The sequence below is a fragment of the Muricauda brasiliensis genome, assembly GCF_003057865.1.
GTDB classification, from domain to species: domain Bacteria; phylum Bacteroidota; class Bacteroidia; order Flavobacteriales; family Flavobacteriaceae; genus Flagellimonas; species Flagellimonas chongwuensis.
On sequence record NZ_QBTW01000004.1, the window covers coordinates 23,342 to 45,174 of the forward strand.

At 41.7% G+C, this 21,833-nt stretch carries 20 protein-coding genes and 1 tRNA gene; 4 read left to right on the plus strand and 17 right to left on the minus strand.

What is annotated here, in order from left to right; genetic code table 11:
* Nucleotides 1-53 precede the first annotated feature (53 nt).
* Entirely contained in the window at nt 54-473 is a 420-nt protein-coding gene (locus DCK90_RS03215; protein ID WP_108244753.1) for a DoxX family protein, read from the plus strand.
* Between the two features lie 5 nt (nt 474-478).
* Nucleotides 479-952: a glutathione peroxidase gene (locus DCK90_RS03220; protein ID WP_108244879.1), complete on the plus strand. Its 474-nt coding sequence runs from the start codon at nt 479-481 to the stop codon at nt 950-952.
* A gap of 5 nt (nt 953-957) precedes the next feature.
* On the opposite strand, the gene DCK90_RS03225 is transcribed toward DCK90_RS03220, so the two are convergent.
* The 4 genes from DCK90_RS03225 to DCK90_RS03240 all read right to left on the minus strand — a co-directional run bounded on the left by DCK90_RS03225 (nt 958) and on the right by DCK90_RS03240 (nt 3,701).
* On the minus strand, nt 958-1,998 hold the full coding sequence (locus tag DCK90_RS03225) for an ATP-grasp domain-containing protein (protein WP_108244754.1): 1,041 nt from the start codon (nt 1,996-1,998) through the stop codon (nt 958-960).
* A gap of 5 nt (nt 1,999-2,003) precedes the next feature.
* Nucleotides 2,004-2,720: an NRDE family protein gene (locus tag DCK90_RS03230; protein WP_108244755.1), complete on the minus strand. Its 717-nt coding sequence runs from the start codon at nt 2,718-2,720 to the stop codon at nt 2,004-2,006.
* Nucleotides 2,708-3,193 carry a hypothetical protein gene (locus tag DCK90_RS03235; RefSeq protein WP_108244756.1) on the minus strand — a complete coding sequence of 162 codons (486 nt, stop codon included), beginning with the start codon at nt 3,191-3,193 and terminating at the stop codon, nt 2,708-2,710. The genes DCK90_RS03230 and DCK90_RS03235 overlap by 13 nt, the downstream gene beginning before the upstream one ends.
* Nucleotides 3,194-3,254: 61 nt before the next feature.
* A complete protein-coding gene (locus tag DCK90_RS03240; RefSeq protein ID WP_108244757.1) occupies nt 3,255-3,701 on the minus strand; it encodes a YHS domain-containing (seleno)protein in 447 nt (148 codons plus the stop codon).
* A gap of 229 nt (nt 3,702-3,930) precedes the next feature.
* On the opposite strand from DCK90_RS03240, the gene DCK90_RS03245 reads away from it, so the two are divergent.
* Both DCK90_RS03245 and DCK90_RS03250 read left to right on the plus strand, forming a co-directional pair.
* Nucleotides 3,931-4,491 carry a hypothetical protein gene (locus DCK90_RS03245; RefSeq protein ID WP_108244758.1) on the plus strand — a complete coding sequence of 187 codons (561 nt, stop codon included), beginning with the start codon at nt 3,931-3,933 and terminating at the stop codon, nt 4,489-4,491.
* Between the two features lie 193 nt (nt 4,492-4,684).
* On the plus strand, nt 4,685-7,066 hold the full coding sequence (locus tag DCK90_RS03250; RefSeq protein ID WP_159075749.1) for a 7TM diverse intracellular signaling domain-containing protein: 2,382 nt from the start codon (nt 4,685-4,687) through the stop codon (nt 7,064-7,066).
* Between the two features lie 40 nt (nt 7,067-7,106).
* Here DCK90_RS03250 and DCK90_RS03255 read toward each other — a convergent pair.
* The 13 genes from DCK90_RS03255 to DCK90_RS03315 form a co-directional block, all read right to left on the minus strand.
* A tRNA-Arg gene (locus DCK90_RS03255) sits at nt 7,107-7,183 on the minus strand.
* Between the two features lie 12 nt (nt 7,184-7,195).
* Entirely contained in the window at nt 7,196-7,648 is a 453-nt protein-coding gene (locus tag DCK90_RS03260; RefSeq protein ID WP_108244760.1) for a GatB/YqeY domain-containing protein, read from the minus strand.
* A gap of 100 nt (nt 7,649-7,748) precedes the next feature.
* Nucleotides 7,749-9,758 (minus strand): cell division protein FtsZ, encoded by a 2,010-nt coding sequence (gene ftsZ / locus DCK90_RS03265; protein ID WP_108244761.1) that lies wholly within the window; start codon nt 9,756-9,758, stop codon nt 7,749-7,751.
* Nucleotides 9,759-9,785: 27 nt separating this feature from the next.
* Nucleotides 9,786-11,132, minus strand: a complete 1,347-nt coding sequence (gene ftsA, locus DCK90_RS03270) for a cell division protein FtsA (RefSeq protein WP_108244762.1) — start codon at nt 11,130-11,132, stop codon at nt 9,786-9,788.
* 3 nt (nt 11,133-11,135) lie between these two features.
* Nucleotides 11,136-11,855 carry a cell division protein FtsQ/DivIB gene (locus tag DCK90_RS03275; protein WP_108244763.1) on the minus strand — a complete coding sequence of 240 codons (720 nt, stop codon included), beginning with the start codon at nt 11,853-11,855 and terminating at the stop codon, nt 11,136-11,138.
* Nucleotides 11,845-13,194, minus strand: coding sequence for a UDP-N-acetylmuramate--L-alanine ligase (gene murC / locus DCK90_RS03280; protein WP_108244764.1), 1,350 nt, complete (start codon nt 13,192-13,194; stop codon nt 11,845-11,847). The genes DCK90_RS03275 and murC overlap by 11 nt, the downstream gene beginning before the upstream one ends.
* The gene (gene murG / locus DCK90_RS03285; protein ID WP_108244765.1) at nt 13,191-14,279 is read right to left on the minus strand and encodes an undecaprenyldiphospho-muramoylpentapeptide beta-N-acetylglucosaminyltransferase; all 1,089 of its coding nucleotides are present in this window, start codon (nt 14,277-14,279) and stop codon (nt 13,191-13,193) included. The genes murC and murG overlap by 4 nt, the downstream gene beginning before the upstream one ends.
* Nucleotides 14,266-15,471, minus strand: coding sequence for an FtsW/RodA/SpoVE family cell cycle protein (locus DCK90_RS03290; RefSeq protein WP_108244766.1), 1,206 nt, complete (start codon nt 15,469-15,471; stop codon nt 14,266-14,268). Before DCK90_RS03290 ends, murG begins: the two co-directional genes overlap by 14 nt.
* 3 nt (nt 15,472-15,474) lie before the next feature.
* A complete protein-coding gene (murD, locus tag DCK90_RS03295; RefSeq protein ID WP_108244767.1) occupies nt 15,475-16,809 on the minus strand; it encodes a UDP-N-acetylmuramoyl-L-alanine--D-glutamate ligase in 1,335 nt (444 codons plus the stop codon).
* A gap of 2 nt (nt 16,810-16,811) precedes the next feature.
* Nucleotides 16,812-18,032: a phospho-N-acetylmuramoyl-pentapeptide-transferase gene (gene mraY, locus DCK90_RS03300; RefSeq protein ID WP_108244768.1), complete on the minus strand. Its 1,221-nt coding sequence runs from the start codon at nt 18,030-18,032 to the stop codon at nt 16,812-16,814.
* 8 nt (nt 18,033-18,040) lie between these two features.
* Nucleotides 18,041-19,504, minus strand: coding sequence for a UDP-N-acetylmuramoyl-L-alanyl-D-glutamate--2,6-diaminopimelate ligase (locus tag DCK90_RS03305; RefSeq protein ID WP_108244769.1), 1,464 nt, complete (start codon nt 19,502-19,504; stop codon nt 18,041-18,043).
* Nucleotides 19,501-21,510, minus strand: a complete 2,010-nt coding sequence (locus DCK90_RS03310) for a penicillin-binding protein (protein WP_108244770.1) — start codon at nt 21,508-21,510, stop codon at nt 19,501-19,503. The genes DCK90_RS03305 and DCK90_RS03310 overlap by 4 nt, the downstream gene beginning before the upstream one ends.
* Nucleotides 21,510-21,827, minus strand: a complete 318-nt coding sequence (locus tag DCK90_RS03315) for an FtsL-like putative cell division protein (RefSeq protein ID WP_108244771.1) — start codon at nt 21,825-21,827, stop codon at nt 21,510-21,512. The genes DCK90_RS03310 and DCK90_RS03315 overlap by 1 nt, the downstream gene beginning before the upstream one ends.
* Nucleotides 21,828-21,833: the final 6 nt, after the last annotated feature.

The following is a 21,833-nucleotide window of genomic DNA, read 5'->3' on the forward strand; positions in this document are numbered from 1 at the left end:
AAGGCTTCCTTTTGGATATGATTATCTTTAGGGGAATCTGAAAAAGTCTTCAAATGAAAACTAGCACAACACAAAATGTATTCAGGGTTATACTTGGACTATTGATGATTATGGCCGGAATCGGTCATCTTACCTTTCAACGTGAGGAATTTCAGGCCCAAGTACCCCGATGGTTACCTACTAGCGACGCTTTTATGGATTTTGTGGTGGTAGCTTCTGGTGTAGTTGAGATTCTTTTAGGCCTTGCCATGGTCCTTTTGGTCAAATACAAAGTAAAAGTGGGTATTGTGCTTGCCATTTTCTATGTATTGATATTCCCTGGAAACATTTCACAATACACCAATGGTATAGACGCTTTCGGGCTCGACACCGACATGAAAAGATTAGTTCGTTTATTTTTTCAGCCCGTATTGATACTTTGGGCCCTATGGTCTACAGGAGCATTGAAACATTTGATGAACAAACAAAAATGATACCTATGGAATTCTACAAGTTTGAAGTAGAACGATTGGATGGCACTCAGGAGTCCATGGAAAAATACAAGGGCAAAACCATTGTAGTAGTCAATACTGCTAGCAAGTGTGGTTTAACCCCCCAGTATGAAGGTCTGGAAGAACTCTATAAAACTTACAATGAACAAGGATTGGTCATACTAGGATTTCCCTGCAATCAGTTTGGCAATCAAGAACCCGGCACAGCCGACGATATACAAGAATTTTGCCAGATGAACTACGGTGTCTCATTTCCCATGTTTGCTAAAATAAACGTGAATGGAAGTGATGCCCATCCCATGTTCAAATACCTCAAATCGGAACTTAGTGGGCTGCTGGGCGGAAAAATCAAATGGAACTTCACGAAGTTTGTCATTGATAAAACAGGAAAGCCCGTAAAACGATTTGCCCCCACAACGGAGCCCAGTGCTATGGAGAACTATATCAAGGATATCCTTTAAGTTTTCTAAAACTTTAATTGTGTTTGCAAAGCGCCGGTTTGCTTCAGCATGGCCCTACCCTCTTTAAAGCTTAAATACGTATGGCCTGCCCTTTTATTGGCAATACTAATTTCGCACAACATACTCCAATGGCGGGCCACTTCGCGCCAGGCCCAGAACAAGGAATGTTTGGGGTCATAGATATGGGTGGCTTCCCCTCCTGCACCGTTTATTTCAATAATGCTGAAGTTTTTCCCTTCACAAAGTTCATCAAAACAGTTATAGAGCACATCCAATCGGCCATAGTAAAAGCCATCCATTTGGGAACAGATAAAATCTATCGTCCTTTCCAGTTTCAAATTGATTTTATGGCTGACATCCACAAACTTGGCCCCCCGCGTATGGCTTCCGTAGGGTACAAGCACAAATTCTTCATCTGTTTTCAATACATTTTGAAGTGTATCACCATACTTCTGTTGCAACACGCTTAACTGAAAGTGACTTCGGGGATTTTTTTTGATGAGTTCTAACATGGTGCTTTCACCATCACCTTTGATGGATAAAAACTCCTTAGAAACAATCCCCGTAATCTTTCCATGAACTTCATTGGGTTTACGAACATAGAATATGCCCACCTCCTTTTGATAAGGAATACGTTCTTGTACCAGAAAATGGGAAGGTGTCCAAGCTACATATATTTGAAATTCATTCTTGTTATGGATTTTCTCCACACCAAAGGCCTTCATACCGATATCGGGCTTGGCGATAAAGGGAAAACCGATGCCATGGTCCAGTACTCGCTCCAATGCCTTCTCTGGCGCAACATCCTTATCAAAAAATAGCGTTTGTGGAATAAATTCCGTAGGAATCATGTTGTAGATTCCCATTTTGGATATCATGGCCATACCCCCGTTTTTCATTCCCGGGTTGGCAGCATTAAAAAAGAACAACGAACGCGCCTTAATCGAATAGTACAGCCAAACAGGGGCCATGGGATAATAAATCAGCCAAAATGGCCAATACTCCCAATGGGTGATTCTATGCCATATCAGTTTTAACGAATCCATTTGACTTAAAACGTAAGTTGACTCGGTGAGAAGGGGACTTCAAAAAACTTATCGTTCAATAAATCGAGATGACGCATCACAATTTCATCATCATCCAAAACAGCCTGGGTAACGCTAAAGGTTTTTAGTCCGGAATCCCTATCGATAATAAATCCGTTCTCAAGATCATCATGGTTATTGGAGTGGAAATCTACGACACTACTGCCAGCAATTTGGGTTTTCCCGTCCAGGAACTTTTCAAACAACTTTCTTCGATGCTCGATCACTTCATCGGTATAAAGTGTTGCCGAGGACCATATGTGATTTTTTGTTGCATCCAACGGCCTATAATATTTTTGATGGCCATCCCATCTAAACTCCAACAAACTTCCATTGAACAAAATCAGGGTAAAGGGTTCTATGTTGAAGAGTTCCATCTCCTCGAGTAAATCATAAGGTTGCTCGGATGCGATTACATCCAACAATACCAAACCTCGACTTCGTGCATAGTTCCCGACTGGCACGTGATTCACAAAACCTCCATTTAGAAGCACGGCCACCGAACCATTTTCTTTAAGTGCAAACCAGGTACCACCAGCTTTAGGGTCTTTTGGGAAAAGTACCTTTGCGGAACCTATGGTTTCCTCCTGCGGTTGCAAAGCCAATGGCCTGGAAACATGTTCGTCGCGGTTGGAAGTAATGAAATGTCTACCTCCTGAATAAATAAAACTTACTGTGCACATGCCTTTCTGTATTCTATGGTTGATGGAGCAACCCCAAAGGATTCCGGGATCTCTTGGGTCGAAAAATGCCTTACCCCTATCTTGATCAAAGCTTGGTGATGGATGGTATGCTCCAAATTGTAAATTACCTCCCTAAAATAATTTGAATCCAAACAGGTCTCTTCATCCTCCAACTCATAAGAGACTTTTATCGCCTTGTCCGGTTTCGTCAAATTCATTTGGATATACGTCAATTGTTCCAATGCAAAATCAACATCCTCCTCAATTTTGGTGTTGCGTTCCCGTTTATCATATGAAACATCTGCCACCTCATATCCATTGATCAAACAGAGGTACAGTTCTATAATGTGACGAGTATGCTGCCCAATACTTGCATTGGATAATATTTGGCAGGATTGCGAATAACATCCAGCGGGTAATTCTGACAGCACGTTTTTGAACTGTTCCAATGTTTTCAAAGAAGATTTGAACATGATGGTGGATTATTTATAATTCGTTTTTTGATGATTTTGAGTATTAAGATAGAAAGAATAATCAATTCTTTATTTTTTCCCAGTTTTTATCGGCCTGTTGACGAAGTACTTCTGGTGATTCATTTAACCAAAATTTTAAGGTGTTGTTTCTTCCCTTATTGTAGAAAAGGTAGAGGTTCCCATTCCTAATCTCGTAGGTTTCTGGATTTATGTTCACTTTTTTGCCATTCACAGCGACTGCATAAGCGCAATAACCACCATATTTTGGTAAGTACTTCAAAGGGCTTTCCTTAAACCTTTTTAAGTTTCTTGCATTGTAGAACTTAAACTTAGCCCCATCAAAAGTGGTAGAAAACTCTTCTTTTCCTTCTAATGGGGTCTTATCAAAGTAGGAGACCACATCATAACCTTGAACAGCATACCCGTTCTTGGTATTATAATCAATGGTTTGGGAAAGGCCACATGTACACATCACTAAAAACAAAAGAACAATAAACTTGTTGATCATATCAGTAATTGAAAGTTTAACCCTTTAATAGTCCTAAAAGCCATCTATTCCTTTCAATCAATATTGCATTATAAAAAAATAGAGGGGCAATTTCACCACTTTGTAGGTTTGGTTAAACCATTCTGCTGCTTCAAAGTATGCATCCGTCAATTCATAATCCACATCCATCAATCGGCCCAAAATTTTTAATAACCAAAGCCTACTTTTATTTGAACAAAAGAAGATATCCATGAAAGCAACCAACATAATTTCAAGAAAATTGGCAATCTATTGTGTATTGGGTCTTGGACTCACACTATTTTCATGCTCAGGCGAAGACGGTGCAACTGGACCTGCTGGTGAAGACGGCAATGCCAATGTAATTGTTTCCGATTGGATAACCATTAAATGGACCTATAAGAATCCTCTGGAGGGAAAGGCATTTATGGATATTCCAGTGGCAAATATTGATTCATACGTTAAAGATGGCGGTGTCGCCCTGATGTATTTTAAGAGTGATAAAAATGCCCGTATTCTTCCCTTTAATTTTTCCGAATATGATTATTTTGATTTCGGCTTTGGCGAGTTTATGAAGAACGATAACTATCAAACAGAAGCATTTACAGGGTTCAGGGTGTATTTTGACGGGGTACCCGTTACCGTGAACATCTTGGAAAACGAAACGGAAAATACAGGTCTTCGATATGTTTTGGTCCCTCAACCAATTGCTTCAACAACTGGCATATCCAATACCATTTCCGCGGATTATGAGGAAACCATGGAGCTTTTAGGAATAAATTCTAGCCAATAAGCGGCCGTAGATGGAGATTTCTCATTACAAAACTTCCGTTCATCGAAGTTTTCCCCAATTACATCCAAAGTTCGGCCCTTTCACCACGATAATAATAATAAGTGTAGTCTACATACGTTTTGGATACAAACCAAACTAACTAGGATTCCGTTTTCCCAAAAATGGTGTCAGTAAAGCCTACTTAATGTATCACATGTCTCCCCCAAGACCATTAATATGGTTAATTGTCTTATTATTTATTTCTATTGCCAACGCCCAATTTTCGCAAAACGAAAACACCACGGAAGCAATTTCACTTCGCCCCATAACATCAGTTTTACTGGCAGGGCAAAAGGATTATAGTTTTGAGGAAATAAGAGACAATCCAAATTTGGATTTTGTTCCGCTCTCCGGTTTGAATGAAAACTTAGGTTTTTCCAATGATAACTATTGGTTGAAGTTCAGTCTACATAACGCAGCGGATGAATTTGAACAATATTACTTGGAAACCGCACGTCCAATAACGGATGTCGTGAACCTATACCTTGTCAATCAAACTGGCGATGTACAGAAACAGCTCAGTGGTGATAAAATCTCCTTTTCCGAAAAAACAGTACAACACAGAAAATCCATTTTTGATATAGAGTTGAAACCCTATCAAAAAGTAACGGCCTATATTCATCTAAAAAGTGATGGTGAAGTGGTAATGTTGCCCATGGATCTATACCAAGAAGGAATTTTTTTAAATTTGACCTATAAGGAGCAAGTGTTCTACGGGTTCTTTTATGGTATTTTGGTACTAGCGAGCATTATATACCTGTTCTTCTTTTTCGCTTTAAAGGACAAGGCTTTTGTGTACTACGCCTGCTATGTACTCTTTATTGCATTAATGCAATTTTCTTTGGACGGATTTTTCCATCAATATTTTACCCCAGAAGGTGGTTGGCTCTCTGATAGAGCGGTATTGTTAACAGCATTAACTTCTCTACTGTTTTTCGGCAAGTATGGTGACGTCTATCTCAATCTCAAAAAGAACAGCCCCATTCTACATATTACCAGCAACTTGATGGGTGCATCAATTATTATAAGCCTTCTAATCTTGGTACTCACCTCGAACTTTGAATATTGCTATCCACTGGCGAACGGCATAGGTATAGTGGTACTGCTTCAAATGATTGCCTCATTGGTAACATTAAAAATCAAAAAAGTACGAGTGGATTCCTACTTTGTAATTGGTATCTGCTTTCTGGTATTGGGTTTTGTGGTCTTCATCCTAAATAATTTCAATGCGATAGAAAACTCATTTTTCACTAGCAACGGAACCAAATTTGGAATTGGTCTGGAAATAATCTTCCTGTCCATATCGATGAGCAATAGGATTAGGAATCTTAGAATGGAGAATGAACAGAATCAATTGTTGGCCTTACAAAGGGCCGAGGACATGAACGAGATAAAGTCTTCGTTTCTATCGAACATCAGTCACGAACTCCGAACACCCCTTAATTTGATTATGGGTGTGGCCACATCGCTACAAGAAAACAAAGAGGGGGAAAACCTTGATGAAAAATGCAAAATGCTCTTAAGTTCCTCGAAGAACTTACTGGGAAACATTGAAGACATCTTGGACTTTACCGTTATTGAAAAGGGCGATCAAGAGTTGCAAGAAGTTCCTTTTGACTTGAATTCCACGCTGACCAAAATCTTAAAGTCACAAGAGAAAAAAGCGCTTGCCAAAGGTTTGGAATTCAACATATCGATTTCGGATAATTTACCGTCCAGAATTGTGGGCGACAAGGCTAAACTGGTCCAAATTCTTAACCATCTTTTGGATAATGCCATCAAATTCACCAATCAGGGAAAGGTAGAAGTAGAAGTTTTATGTACTCGAAATGGCGAAAACAAAGCCTCAATACGCTTTAATATAAAGGACACTGGCATTGGCATCTCCAAAGAGAAGATGAGCACTATTTTTGAATCGTTCACCAAAAAATCCTTTATGGACAAACGCGAGTACAGCGGATTAGGATTGGGACTTTACATTGCAAAAACCTATGTAGACCTTCAAAGCGGTATTATTGATTTACGACAAAATACTGATTTGGGCACGACCTGTGAGCTAACGCTAAGTTTTGAAATTGATGAGGACCAGGTAACAGTTGATGAGGAATCAAAAGTAGAAACCCCATTTAATAGGGAAATCGGCAATATACTCTATGTAGAAGACAACAAAATGAACCAGACCGTGGTTAAATTGCTTTTCAAGAAAAATTGGGCCAATGCCAACCTTACCATTGCCAACCACGGTAAAGAGGCTCTGGAAAAAATGAAAGAGCAAAGTTTCGACATTATTTTGATGGATTTACAAATGCCCGAGATGGATGGTTTTGAAACTACTTCGATCATTAGAAATGGCCAAGCGAACTGCAACCCCCAAGTACCAATTATAGTACTAACTGCCGACAACACCAGTAGCACACGAAAGAAGATATTTGAGCTGGGAGCAAACGATTTGGTGACCAAACCCGTCAATGGCCCGTTACTATTCTCAAAAATGAACAAAAACGCATTGGTAAAAGCCATTAGTAAGGTAGCCTAAAAGTTCAATAAAAAAGCACGCTGTTTAGCGTGCTTTTTTTTGGTGACCCAGGGAGGATTCGAACCCCCAACCCTCAGAGCCGAAATCTGATATTCTATCCAGTTGAACTACTGGGCCATTTTTAAATATTTATGAACTCAATTTTGCTTTTACCATGGCCGAAATGGTCTTACCATCTGCCTGTCCCGCCAATTCTTTGGACACAATTCCCATTACCTTGCCCATATCCTGCATGCCGGAAGCACCAACAGCATCAATGGTCTGTACTACTACTTTTTCAATTTCTTCTTCGGTAAGCTGCTCTGGCAAGAATTTTTCTATTACAGCAACTTGCGCCAATTCCGGTTCGGCCAAATCTTCACGACCTTGCTCTTGGTAAATTGCAGCACTGTCCTTTCGCTGTTTTACCAATTTTTGAACCAGTTTAATCTCATCTTCTTCAGATAATTCAGCTCCACCGCCTTTATCGGTCTTAGCCAATAAAATGGCCGATTTAACTGCTCGCAAAGATTCCAAGGCAACGGTATCCTTAGCCTTCATTGCGGCCTTCATTTCTGTCATCACCTTGTCTTGTAAATTCATCTGTTCTGATTTTAGTTCGCGAAGATAAAAAATAAACCCGAAAGTTTCTGTACTTCCGGGTTTATGCTTTCCATTAAAATGGATGTTAATTTAAACACTACTAATCAACATTATCGTGTAAAAAAGAGTTATTGGAACGTAATTGCAAATCATCGTTGCTATCCTCGCCCAAAGAGGTTCTGGATACCTTTTGTTCACGCGGAACGTCGTTCAAGTCAACCCCTTGTCTTTTGTATGCAGGTTGCTTTTCAATTTCATCAATACTGTTCCTATTGTTCTGGAACTTGTAATTGAAATTTTTCAGCTTTCTCCTACGCTCATCGGCACGATCTTTAAGAATATCGCTTATAGAGCTGTTCATTGGATCTAAACTGGCCATAGTTTCCTCATTTTGGGCTTTGGCCTCCTTCTTTTCCTCTACTTGAACTGTCTTCTTCTCAAAAACAAGCTCGTTTTCTACCATTTTTGGCTCGTGGGTCTCTGCCTTGGATTTGGCTCCGGTCAACTTCTCCTCCAATTCCATGTATTCTTGAAGGTCGTATCTGGTCTCACCTTCCTTTTTGTATTCCAAAACAGGTTTTACCTCTACATAATCGTTCACTTCCACATCACCCAAACCGTCATCATCCAGATTGAAAGTTACGGTATGTTCCTTTTCCTCCTCTTCTTCAGCTTCATCATTGTTCAAAGGCATATCAAAACTCAACGTGAACTGGTCTTCGTTGCTTTTGGATGATACTACCTCTGCATCAATAACATCAAAGTTGTTGATAACATTTTTGGCCTCGATAATAACGAAATCATCATCCACTTTATCGGCGATAACCTCCTCATAGAATACATTGAAGTTTCTAATATAATTGGTGGTTGGAATAAGGGGATCCTTTGGTTCCGCTTTTGGAGCAATCGTTTGCTTTACCTCCTTTACCGGCTCATCCTCCATTTCCAAGGTGTGCTTCACCACTTTAGGCTCTGGTTCAGGAATCGAATCGGGCTCAGGTATCCTTTCAACTTTGACTTCTTGTACCGAAGTAGATTCTGGAGTCAGGTCCTGCTCCGCAGTTTGTTCGTCCTCCAAAGTGTAAAACACCTTTTTGGATTCGGTATTTACGATATTATCTTGTTGGTCTACATTAAAACCAGTAGCGATAACGGTTACGGCTATGGCCTCTCCAAGACTTTCATCCTCACCTACACCCATAATGATGTTGGCTCCGTGACCTGCTTCTATTTGGATGTGATCATTGATTTCCCCGATTTCATCAATGGTGATTTCTTGGGAACCGGATACGATAAGCAACAATACGTTTTTAGCGCCGTTGATTTTGTTATCGTTCAGCAATGGGGAGTCCAACGCCTTCATAATGGCCTCGGTAGCCCTAGATGACCCAGAAGCGGCCGATGAGCCCATAATCGCGGTACCACTATTGGAAAGTACCGTCTTGGCATCCCTAAGGTCAATGTTTTGTGTGTAATGATGCGTAATTACCTCTGCAATACCCCTTGCCGCAGTGGCCAATACTTCATCCGCTTTTGAGAAACCGGCCTTAAACCCAAGATTACCGTATACTTCTCTAAGCTTATTGTTATTGATAACAATCAAGGAGTCTACGTTGGCACGCAATTTCTCGATTCCTATCTGTGCTTGTTTGTTACGCATGGCACCTTCGAACTGGAACGGCATGGTAACGATACCAACCGTAAGAACATCCATTTCCTTAGCGATTTTTGCAATAACCGGGGCTGCCCCCGTACCCGTTCCACCACCCATTCCAGCAGTGATAAAGGCCATTTTTGTATTGTTGTCCAACATGGCTTTTAAATCCTCCATGCTTTCCAAAGCAGCCTGCTCACCAACATCGGGATTAGCTCCTGCACCAAGTCCTTCGGTAAGGGAGACCCCTAACTGGATTTTATTGGGCACTGCACTATTTTGCAAGGCTTGTGCATCAGTATTACAGATTACAAAATCCACACCGTTGATACCGGCCTGGAACATGTGGTTAATGGCATTGCTACCACCGCCACCTACTCCGATAACTTTAATTACGTTGCTCTTGTTCTTGGGCAAATCAAAAGCTATGTTGTCAAATTCAGTGTTCTTACTCATGACAGTTGTGTTTCTCTTATGGGGTTATTATTCTGCGTTGTCCAAAAAGTCCTTCAACTTTTCTGACCATTTATCAAAAATGGATTTTCTATCCGTATGGGTAGCTGCTGCCGAAGCTGATGCCGTAGCCTTAGCTCCCATATCGTTTTCTTGTGCTACCAAAACCTCTTCTTCGGTCATCTCTTCTTCATGATGCTCGATACGGTTTTTCTTCTTGGCCTCCAAAGAATTCATTAGCAATCCCACGGCTGTTGCATACAATGGGCTGGCCACCTCTTCATCCGAATCACCAGCAAGATGCTCGTTCGGATAACCGATACGTGTGTCCATACCTGTAATGTATTCCACCAATTGTTTTAAATGCTTTAATTGGCTACCTCCTCCGGTAAGCACAATTCCTGCAATCAATTTTTTCTTTTGTTCCTCGTGTCCGTAGTTTTTAATCTCAACATACACCTGTTCCACAATCTCCACCACACGTGCGTGGATGATTTTGGAAAGATTCTTTAGTGTGATTTCTTTTGGCTCACGACCTCTCAGTCCGGGAATGGAAACGATTTCATTGTCCTTGTTCTCCCCTGGCCAAGCGGAACCAAACTTTATTTTCAATAGTTCGGCCTGTTTTTCAATAATGGAGCAACCTTCCTTGATATCTTCTGTGATAACGTTACCGCCGAAAGGGATTACAGAAGTATGACGGATAATACCATCCTTAAAAATAGCTAGGTCCGTAGTTCCACCTCCTATATCGATTAAAGCAACACCGGCTTCTTTTTCTTCCTGACTCAAAACAGCATCAGCAGACGCCAAAGGTTCCAAAGTAATATTGCCCAAATCCAATCCAGCACTTTTGATACATCTTCCAATATTCTTTATTGAAGATACCTGGCCTACAACTACATGAAAATTGGCTTCCAAACGGCCTCCGTACATGCCCACGGGCTCCTTAATTTCGGACTGGCCATCAACCTTATACTCTTGGGGCAATACATGAATAATTTCCTCACCTGGAAGCATAACCAATTTGTACACTTGGTTGCACAATTTGTCCAAATCCTCGTTATCGATTACTTCTTCTGAATTGGGTCGGGTAATGTAATCGCTGTGGTGCAAGCTGCGTATGTGCTGGCCTGCAATACCTACGACCACGGAACCAATTTTAAGGCCAGAATTTAATTCGGCCTGTTCCACCGCCTGTTGAATAGACGAAATGGTCTGTGTGATATTGTTGACCACACCACGGTGAACACCCAAACTTTTTGATCGTCCGGTGCCCAAAATTTCAATTTTTCCATACTCATTTTCCCTACCAATGATTGCTACGATCTTGGTGGTTCCAATATCCAATCCAACTGAATAATTACCTTGTTCCATAATTTAAATTTTGGTGCAAACCACTTGATTGTTGAATTCCAAACTAACTGTTGCATAATCCTCCAAGGAATTGTCCTTGGCCGCCTTTGCGTAAAAGGCCATAAAATTGCTGAACTTCTTGTTCAGGTTATCCACTCCGCCCAAGTTCACCACAAAATTTTCCATGCGGAACTTGAGCTGATATTTTTCTTCTTCCAGTATGTGTATCCCGATAATGTTCTTTCTCAAGAAATCATCCTTGTTGATATAATCTAAAATCACGTAGGCATCTTCCAGCGTTTTCCCTGTTATCTTACCTGTGATAATGGGCACCCTAGCGGAATGATGCTTTGATAATGGCATGCGATTGCCCTCATCATCCAAATAAAATTTGGAGACACCTTCTACTCTTCCAATTGGCTTTCGCTGAACAATCTTGGATACAAGTTCCCCGTTTACAGTAAGATAGACCTGGGCATTTTTTACCATATCGTTAGATAGTATTACCTCCTCTATGGTATTCAAAACTAACTGTTCTTTAGGCCTGTTCTCGAGGGGTCCGTATTTTTGTATTAACAATTTATTAACCGCATCCTCAGTTAAATACAAACTGTTTTCACCAACGAATTTTACAGTGACATTTTCCACCATTCTTCGTTCATTTCGTTGATCGGCAAAACCGTAAAGCGCAATTACGGCAACCGACAAAAGTGTCAATTTTATGTAATCCCAATTAACGCGCATAGCTTAATTCTTTTTTGATTTTTGGCACCTCAAGTCCAATATCACCTGCTCCTAGAGCCACTAAAACCCCTGTTTTGCAGTTCTTTACTTCTCCCAACAACTCTGATTTAGTTATCAGCTTTTTACTGGGATTTTCAATCTTATCCAAAAGCCATTGCGATGTAACGCCCTCGATTGGCTCTTCCCTTGCTGGATAAATATCCAGTAGAATGATTTCATCAAAATCCGAAAGACTTGCCGCAAAATCATCGGCAAAATCCTGTGTCCTCGAAAAAAGGTGTGGTTGAAAAATCACCGTTACCTTTTCTCCAGCGTGCATTTCCCGAATGGCTTGGTGCACCGCACTGATTTCTGTGGGGTGATGTGCATAATCATCGATAAACACAAAATCCTTTTCTTTTATCTGGTAAGAGAACCTACGTTGAACGCCTTTAAAAGTGGCCAAAGCTTCGGCAAGGCGGTGTGGTGAGCAACCGGTTTGCACCGCCATCGCAAAAGCAGCTAATCCATTGAGCAAATTGTGTCTTCCCGGTTTGTTGAACTTTACGTTCTCAATAACCTCGGAAGGCGTTATGAGATCAAATATGTAGGCTCCATGTTCAATTTCTATATTTTCTATTCGGTAATCGGCCCCATCTTCTATACCAAAAGTGATTCCCTCCAAAGGAAGTCCATTGCGCACGAACAATTTTCCGTCAGGTTTAATTCTATCCACGAACTCCCTAAAGGAAAGTTCAAGTTCCTCTTTGGTACCGTAAATGTCCAAATGGTCTGCATCCATTGACGTGACACAGGCAATAGTGGGCGTCAACCGTAAAAATGAACGGTCGAACTCATCCGCTTCAACCACGGAATATTCTGTGCCGTCCAGTACAAAATTGCTATCGAAGTCTTCGGAAATACCCCCCAAAAAAGCTGTCATCGGCAACTCGCATTCCTTGAGAAGATGTGCCAAAATACTGGAAGTCGTGGTCTTGCCATGGGTACCGGCCACTGCTAAACAAAACGAATCTTTAGTGATAATACCCAACACCTCGGAACGCTTTTTAAGGTTGAATCCACCAGTTTTGTAATATTGATATTCGGTATGTTTGGATGGTACTGCAGGCGTATACACCACCAAGGTATCCGGATGCTTATAAGTATCCGAAACCAAATCGATGTTATCCTCAAAATGAACGGATATCCCATTCTCAACCAATCCATCGGTGATAGGCGTCGGTGTACGGTCATAGCCGGCCACTTCTTTCCCAACAAATTTGAAATAGCGTGCCAAGGCGGACATCCCGATACCACCAATACCGATAAAATAAACGCTATGTATATCCTTCAAATTCACTTCAACAACTTTTCTATTTCGTCCACAATATGTTCCGTAGCCTTTGGCATGGCCATTTTTTTGATGTTCCTTCCCAATTCTTCCTGATGCTCTTTTGAGTTCATCAAATGAGAAAAACTATTTTCAAATTCAGCATCCAAATCATTTTCTCTTAGCATTATGGCGGCATCCTTAGCTACCAAAGCTTTTGCGTTTTGCGTTTGATGGTCCTCGGCCACATTGGGCGATGGGATAAAAACCACAGGTTTGCCCACTAAACAAAGTTCGGAGACCGACCCTGCTCCCGCTCTTGATATGATGACATCCGCAGCGGCGTAGGCCAAATCCATTCGATTTACAAAAGCCAATACTTTGACATTATCCGATTCATACTTTTTGTATTCTTCGTGATACAGCTTACCACATTGCCAAAGCACTTGCAATCCTTTTTCGGTAAAAAAACCAAGCTCCTTTTCAATCAATTGGTTGATTCGTCTTGCCCCAAGGCTCCCGCCCAAAATCAGGACAGTCTTTTTATCACCATCAAGTCCAAAAAATGCAGTCGCCTCTTTCTTGCTTTCCTTTATTTCGACCAAATCGGTTCTGATAGGGTTTCCTGTCTTTATAATCTTTTCTTTTGGAAAAAAGCGTTCCATTCCATCGTAAGCCACACAGATTTTTTCTGCTTTTCCCGCCAATAGTTTGTTCGTGATGCCCGCAAAGGAATTTTGTTCTTGCAGCACACAGGGAACGCCGGAGTTTTCGGCCATTCGCAATAATGGTCCACTCGCAAAACCTCCCGTGCCAATGGCCACGTGGGGTTTGAATTGCTTCACTATTTTGCGTGCTTCTAACAAACTACTTATCAGTTTTAATGGAAACATGAGATTTTTCAATGTCAGTTTCCGTTGTATTCCACTTATCCACAAACCCTTTATTTCATATCCTGCCTGTGGCACTTTTTCCATTTCCATTTTATCCTTGGCGCCTATGAACAAAAATTCAGCATCGGGATACCTTCGCTTCAATTCATTCGCTATGGCCACGGCGGGATAAATATGTCCTCCCGTTCCTCCTCCAGAAAGTATAAACCTATATCTGTCCACTTAAAACTTCTAAAGGATTCGTTTCATCTATTCCATGGGATTGCTCCTCTAGATTTTCTTTTTTATTGCTGGCGCTCAACACGATTCCAATCGCCATACAGGTCATCCAAATGGAAGTTCCTCCCATACTGATCAATGGCAACGGTTGACCCGTAACGGGAAACAACTGCACCACTACGGCCATATTGATGAAGGCTTGGAACACAATCGGCAGTCCGACCCCTATCACCAATAATTTTGAAAAAACCGTTTTGGACGAATGCGCCACAACAACGATTCTAAACAATAACAACAGGTAGAAAAAGAGCAATGCTCCTCCACCCAACAATCCATATTCTTCTATGATGATAGCGAAAATGAAATCCGAGGTACTCTGGGACAACATGTTCTTCATCACACTTTTTCCTGCTCCTTTGCCCACAACACCACCTTCGGCCACGGCAATCTGAGCCAAGGTCAACTGGTGCAAATCATCTCTATCCGCTTGTTCGGGATGGATAAAGGTCTCTATCCTTGATTTCCAAGTTCCTGCACGTTGCGGCAATACTTCTGGTGCTTTGAACAGTACAAACAGGAACATTCCTGCAAATATGATTCCCGTAGCCACCATGGCGAACAAATATTTTAAGGGATATCCCCCCAAAAAACACAATACCAACACCATAAAACAAATAATTGCCGCTGTTGAAAAGTTCTCCGGCAAAATCAACAAAACCACTAGGGCAACCGGCAACCAAAGCGGAAGGATACTCTCTTTGAACGTTATCTTCACGTCCTTGATCTTGGTTAGATATCTGGCTATCCAAATCATTAAAACCACTGCGGCTAATGTTGATGTCTGAAAGTTGACCCCCACCAAAGGAATTTTTATCCAACGGTTTGCCGTCACACCGCCAATTCGAGTTTCCACGGTCAAGGTGTATATCAAAAGCAATATAACTATGGGCATGGCTATGATGGAAAGCCCCTTAAAATAATGTGTAGGTATCCTGTGTACGGCATAAATAATACCGAAGCCCAAAAACAAGAGCACAGCATGCTTTACCAAATGACCCAATGTGGTCCCGTCACCATTGACGTAAACCAAATTGGTACTGGCACTGTACACTGGCAAAAATGAGAAAAGTGCCAATAGGGCCACTACGCCCCAAATGGCTTTATCACCTTTCAGATTTTTGAAAATTGCAAACACGTTTTACAAATTTTTGACTGCGTTTTTAAATTGATCTCCCCTGTCTTCATAATTTTTGAACAGGTCGAAACTGGCACACGCTGGGGACAACAGAACAGCATCTCCGCGTTCGGCAACCTTATAGGCCACCTTAACAGCTTCTTCCATAGAATAGGTTTCAACCATAAGGTCGATTACATTCCCAAAGGCATCCAACAACTTGGCGTTATCCACACCCAAACAAACAATCGCCTTTACCTTTTCTCTCACCAAAGGCATTAACTCGGAATAATCATTTCCTTTGTCCACACCACCTACAATCCACACTATAGGCCTTTTGATGCCGTCCAAAGCATAATACGTAGCATTTACATTAGTCGCCTTAGAGTCATTGATGTACTCCACATGGTTAATCTTCAACACCTTCTCCAATCTATGGGGAACGCCCTGAAAAGATTGGATGCTATTGCGAATCGTCTCTTTTCTGACCTTAACCAGCATGGCCGCCATACTTGCCGCCATTGTATTCTTTACGTTGTGCTGACCTTCCAAGGCCAAAATATCTTCACTCATTTCCAAGGTTTTATTTTCTAATTTTATTTTAATCGTTTTATTCTCCAACCAAGCACCCTCGTTAAGCTTTTGCTTCACCGAAAAAGGTAATAATTTGGATTGAACAGGGTGTTCTTTTAACCAATCCCGAATCACTTCGTCATCTGCATCGTAAATCAAGTAATCATCTTCATTCTGATTCATCGCAATTCTAAATTTGGATGCGATGTAGTTTTCGAACTTGTACTCATATCTGTCCAAGTGATCGGGCGTAATGTTGGTAATGATGGCGATATGGGGTTTAAAATCCACAATACCATCCAACTGAAAACTGCTTATTTCCAGCACGTAGTGATCAAAGTCTTGTTCGGCCACCATTTTAGCATAGCTATCACCAATGTTTCCTGCCATGCCCACATTCAACCCGCCATCCACCAATAAATGATTGGTTAACATGGTAGTGGTGGTTTTTCCGTTGCTTCCTGTGATTCCAATCAAAGTCGCATCGGTATATTTTGAGGCAAACTCAATCTCCGAAATCACGGGCACTCCTTTTTCAATCAACGTCTTTACCAATGACACTTTATCCGGAATACCGGGACTCTTCATTACCACGTCGGCGTTCAAAATTTTGGCTTCGGTATGCTCACCGGACTCCCATTCAATCTCAAAATGTTCAAGAACTTCTTTGTATTTCTCTTGGATTTCGCCTTTGTCAGAAACAAAGACTTCAAATCCTTTTTGTTTTCCCAAAATGGCGGTTCCTACGCCACTTTCTCCACCACCAAGTATCACTAAGCGACCCATTGTTATCTAATTTTTAGCGTAACAATACTGATGATGGCCAGCATGATTCCAATAATCCAAAAACGGGTCACTATTTTGCTCTCGTGATATAATTTCTTCTGATAATGATGGTGTAATGGTGCCATCAAAAAAATTCGTCTTCCTTCCCCATACTTCTTCTTGGTCCGTTTGAAATAGCCCACCTGAAGCATTACGGATAATGATTCAGCAAAGAAGATTCCGCACAAAATTGGTATCAATAATTCCTTTCTAACTATGATGGCGATTACTGCGATTACCCCTCCAATGGTCAAACTACCCGTATCGCCCATAAAAACTTGGGCCGGAAAGGTGTTGTACCATAAAAATCCAACCAACGCTCCCGCAAAAGCAGCAATAAACACCACCAATTCGCCCACACGGGGCAAGTAGAAAATATCGAGATAATCAGAAAATTGAATATTCCCCGATACCCATGCGAATATCCCCAGTGTCATTACAATAATAGCTGAAGAACCCGCTGCCAGGCCATCGATGCCATCGGTTAAATTGGCCCCGTTGGAAACTGCGGTCACAATTAAAATCACAACAGGGATAAAAATGAGCCATGCATAATCTTCGGCACCCTCGCCCATCCATGATATAAAATCGGCATAATCCAATTCGTTGTTCTTAAAAAAGGGCACATTGGTACGAACGGACTTGGTCTCTTCGCCAAATACCTTTTCCACCTTAAAGGTCTCGGTTATGGTGGTGGTGTCTTTCTCTTTTATGGTAACTGCAGGATGAAAGTAAAGCGTCAGCCCCACAATCAATCCCAATCCCACTTGGCCCATCACCTTAAACTTTCCTTTGAGGCCTTGCTTATCTTTTTTGAATGTTTTGATATAGTCATCGATAAACCCAATGATACCCATCCAAACAGTGGTCACTATCAACAGGATGACATAAATATTTTTGATGTCCGCAAAAAGAATAACGGGCAGCAAGGTTGACATGATGATAATCAATCCGCCCATGGTTGGAGTTCCAGCTTTTTGCTTTTGTCCTTCGAGACCGAGGTCACGGATGCTTTCCCCTATCTGCTTTTTCTGCAAGAATAATATGATGCGTTTTCCGTAGACCATGGCAATCAATAGGGACAACAATACGGACAGTGCCGCCCGGAAAGTAAGGAACTGAAAAAGTCCCGCTCCTGGCAGTTGGTATTGTTTCTCTAAAAACTCGAACAAGTAGTATAGCATGGACTACATTATTTTTTTAGGCTCTCCAGAGCTTCTTTCACTTCTTTAAAATCATCAAAATCGACCCGGACACCATTGGTTTCCTGATAGGTCTCGTGGCCTTTTCCCGCCACTAGGATAATGTCGTTGGCCACTGCAAGCTTGCAAGCTGTTTTTATGGCCTGTTTTCTATTTTCAATGGACAATACCTTTCGAACATTTTGGGCCTCAACGCCAGCTTCCATCTCCTCGATTATCGTGGTAGGTGACTCCGTTCTCGGATTGTCCGATGTAAAAATGGCCTGATTGCTCATTTCTGATGCGATATGACCCATAACCGGACGCTTAGACTTGTCTCTGTCACCACCACACCCCACTACGGTGATGACGTTTTCATTTCCAGTCCTCAATGCATTGATCGTGACCAATACATTTTTAAGTGCATCCGGCGTATGGGCATAATCAACAATAGCCGTTATTTTATCTTTTGATATGTAATATTGAAACCTGCCATCCACATTCTCCAACTCGCTCATCAATCTCAAAATCTCCATTTTCTCGAGACCAAGGATATCGGCCGTGGCGTATATGGCAAGCAAATTATACGCATTAAAGTCCCCGATAAGCTTGGACCACAACTCATTGTCATCAACTTTTAGAAGCTGACCATTGAACTGTTTTTCCAAAATCTGGGCCCTGTAATCGGCAAAAGTTTTTAATGCGTAAGTGTATTTCTTGGCCTTGGTGTTCTGCAACATTACCAACCCGTTCTTGTCATCGATATTGACCAATGCAAAAGCAGTTTTGGGCAACCCATCGAACAATTTTTTCTTGGTATCGCGGTACTCGGCAAAGGTTTTATGATAATCCAAATGATCGTGCGACAAATTGGTAAAGATGGCTCCTTCAAAATGGAGTCCTTCTGCTCTTTTTTGATGGATTCCATGCGAGCTTACCTCCATAAAACAGAACTCGACCCCGACCTCATTCATCATGGACAGATAATTGTTTATGGTCAGTACATCTGGAGTGGTGTGAGTAGTTTTGAACTCCTTGTCATCCACCAAAACCTTAATAGTAGAAATCAATCCTACTTTAAAACCTGCTTTTTTGAACAGATGATATAATAATGTGGTAACGGTAGTCTTTCCATTGGTACCGGTCACGCCGATTAGTTTTAGGTTTTTGGAGGGATTATCGTAAAAGTTGGAAGCTATCACAGCAAGTGCACTATTACAATTGTCCACTTGCAAATAAGTGACACCGTTTACCATGAGCTCGGGAAGCTCTTCGCACACAATGGCCCTTGCCCCTAAATCGACGGCTTTCTGAATATATTCATGACCATCGGTAAGAGTACCGCGAATGGCAACGAACACATCATCCATCTCCACTTTTCTGGAATCGAAATGAACGTTGTTCACCATCACGTTGGTATCTCCGCTTACTGCGGAAAGACTTACTCCATATAATATGTCCTTCAATAACTTCATGAAAGCTCCAATACTATTTTTTTGACCTGTTTGATATTGGTCCCTTGGTTTACCGACTGATTTTTTACTTTTCCGTTGCCGTGCACCTCCACTTCAATACCCAAATTCTCTAAAAGAGAAATGGCATCCATTCCACTCATCCCCTTCACATTCGGCACGGTACTGTACTTTTTTTGGACTTGGACATAGTACTGCTGATAGTCCTTGTCCAATTCCACATCTTCTTTGATTCTATTATCCACCTCATCAACCATGGGCGAAATGGCATGGATTTTTTGGGCCATGGATTTAAATACCGGACCGGAAACATCCGCCCCGTAATACCCCTCTTGTTTATCTGGTTCATGGATGACTACGATGCATGAATATTTTGGGTTATCTGCCGGGAAATAGCCGGCAAATGAAGAGATGTAGGCCAATTTATCAGGGTTTTTCTCCACGTAGTTTTTTTGCGTAGTCCCCGTTTTGCCCGCCATGGAAAAGTTTTTGGAATACATCCTGTGCCCCGTTCCATAATCCTTCTCCACAACATCCTTCAGTAGTTGTTGGACCTTCTTTACCGTTTCTTTAGAACAGATGGAAGAATTCAACACTTCCTTGTCAAATCGCTGCACCACTTTATTGCCTTCGCGCACCTCTTGGATCATACGAGGTTTTACGTATTCCCCATTATTTGCGATAGCGTTATAGAAGGCCAACGTTTGAATAGGGGTCAACGATACTTCATAACCGTGCGACATCCAACCCAAGGATATGCCCGACCATCCTTTATCACCCGGATATCGGATTACGGGGTCACCTTCACCAATAATCGGCAACCCCAGTTTTTTATGGAGCCCCATGTTCATCAGGCGGTTCACATATTTCTCGGGCTGTTCCTTATAATTTTCATTGATGATTTTTGCAAAAGCTACGTTGGATGAAACTGCAAACGCTTTGGATAAGGTAATTTCTCCGTGCCCTCCCCATTTAGTATCCTTGACAACCCCATCATAAATACGGTACCTCCCTTTTTCAGTATCGATTACCGTACTGGTATCGACCACTTTATCTTCCAAAGCAGCCACTAGCGACATCAATTTAAAGGTAGAACCCGGTTCATGGGATTCGCCAACAGCATAGTTCAATTTTTCATAATATTTTCCTTCGGAAGTTCTTCCCAAATTGGAAATTGCTTTGATTTCCCCGGTTTCCGTTTCCATGACGACCACACAACCATGGTCTGCCTTATATTTTTCCAGTTGTTTCAACAACTCGTGATGGGCGATATCCTGAATATTAATATCTATTGTGGATACCACATCCAAACCATCCTGTGGTTCCACAATATTATCCAGACCAACGGGCTTCCATTGCCCTTTGGCTATTTTCTGCTTCAAACGTTTGCCTTCCTTGCCGCGCAGGTATGTTTCGCCAAATGCGCCATCAAGACCAACACGGGTGTAGTACCCATTTTCGTCCACACGTTCGTAACCTATGCTCCTTGCTGCCATCTTGCCCAAAGGATATTCGCGAACTACGCGATGCGTTTCAATAAATCCACCTTTGTACGGTCCAAGATTGAACAGAGGGAATTGTTTGATGCGCACATAATCCAAGTAACCCACATTTCTAGCTATAAGTTTGTAGCGATTGCCATTTGCCCGAGCCTTTCGGAACAATTGCCTGTAATAAGATGAAGGTCTCTCGAACATTATCCCCAAGGAATCTGACAACGCAGCAACATGGCTCTCAAAATTTTCTTGTGAAACGGTCTTTGCATCAAACCGGATATCATACTTTGAAACTGACGCCGCCAACAAGCTACCATCTTCAGAATACAGATTTCCGCGATTAGGCTCTATGGTGAACATCTTTTCGGTCTTGCTAAGCGCAAGCTCCTTGTACTTTTCGCCCTGCACCATTTGAATATCCACCAACTTCACCACTACGGCTATGGCCAAAACAAGAAGCCCCCCGGCTACGAGGTACAATCTGTTCATGATATTTTTTTCGGTTATGGCCACTATTCCGCTGATTTAACTTTAATTTTTCTTGGAGGGTTTTGTGATGGCATCAAGCCTTTCTCCGCAACCACCTCTCGCAAGGTTGATTCTAATTTGAGTTGTTGTACACTGGAACGGGCTTCAAAAAACTCGCTCTTTAGCTTACGAACCTCCTCGTTGAGCTCGGCAATCTCCAACACTTTTTTATCTGCATTGTGACTACTGGAAATCATCAGTGCCGCCAAAAAGGAGGCAAACAGCAAAAACATCCAGTTCTTGGGCGCATCTCCGCTTACCAAAAACTTTCCTTTTAATATGTCCAGTAATCCTTTTCTCATTTTACA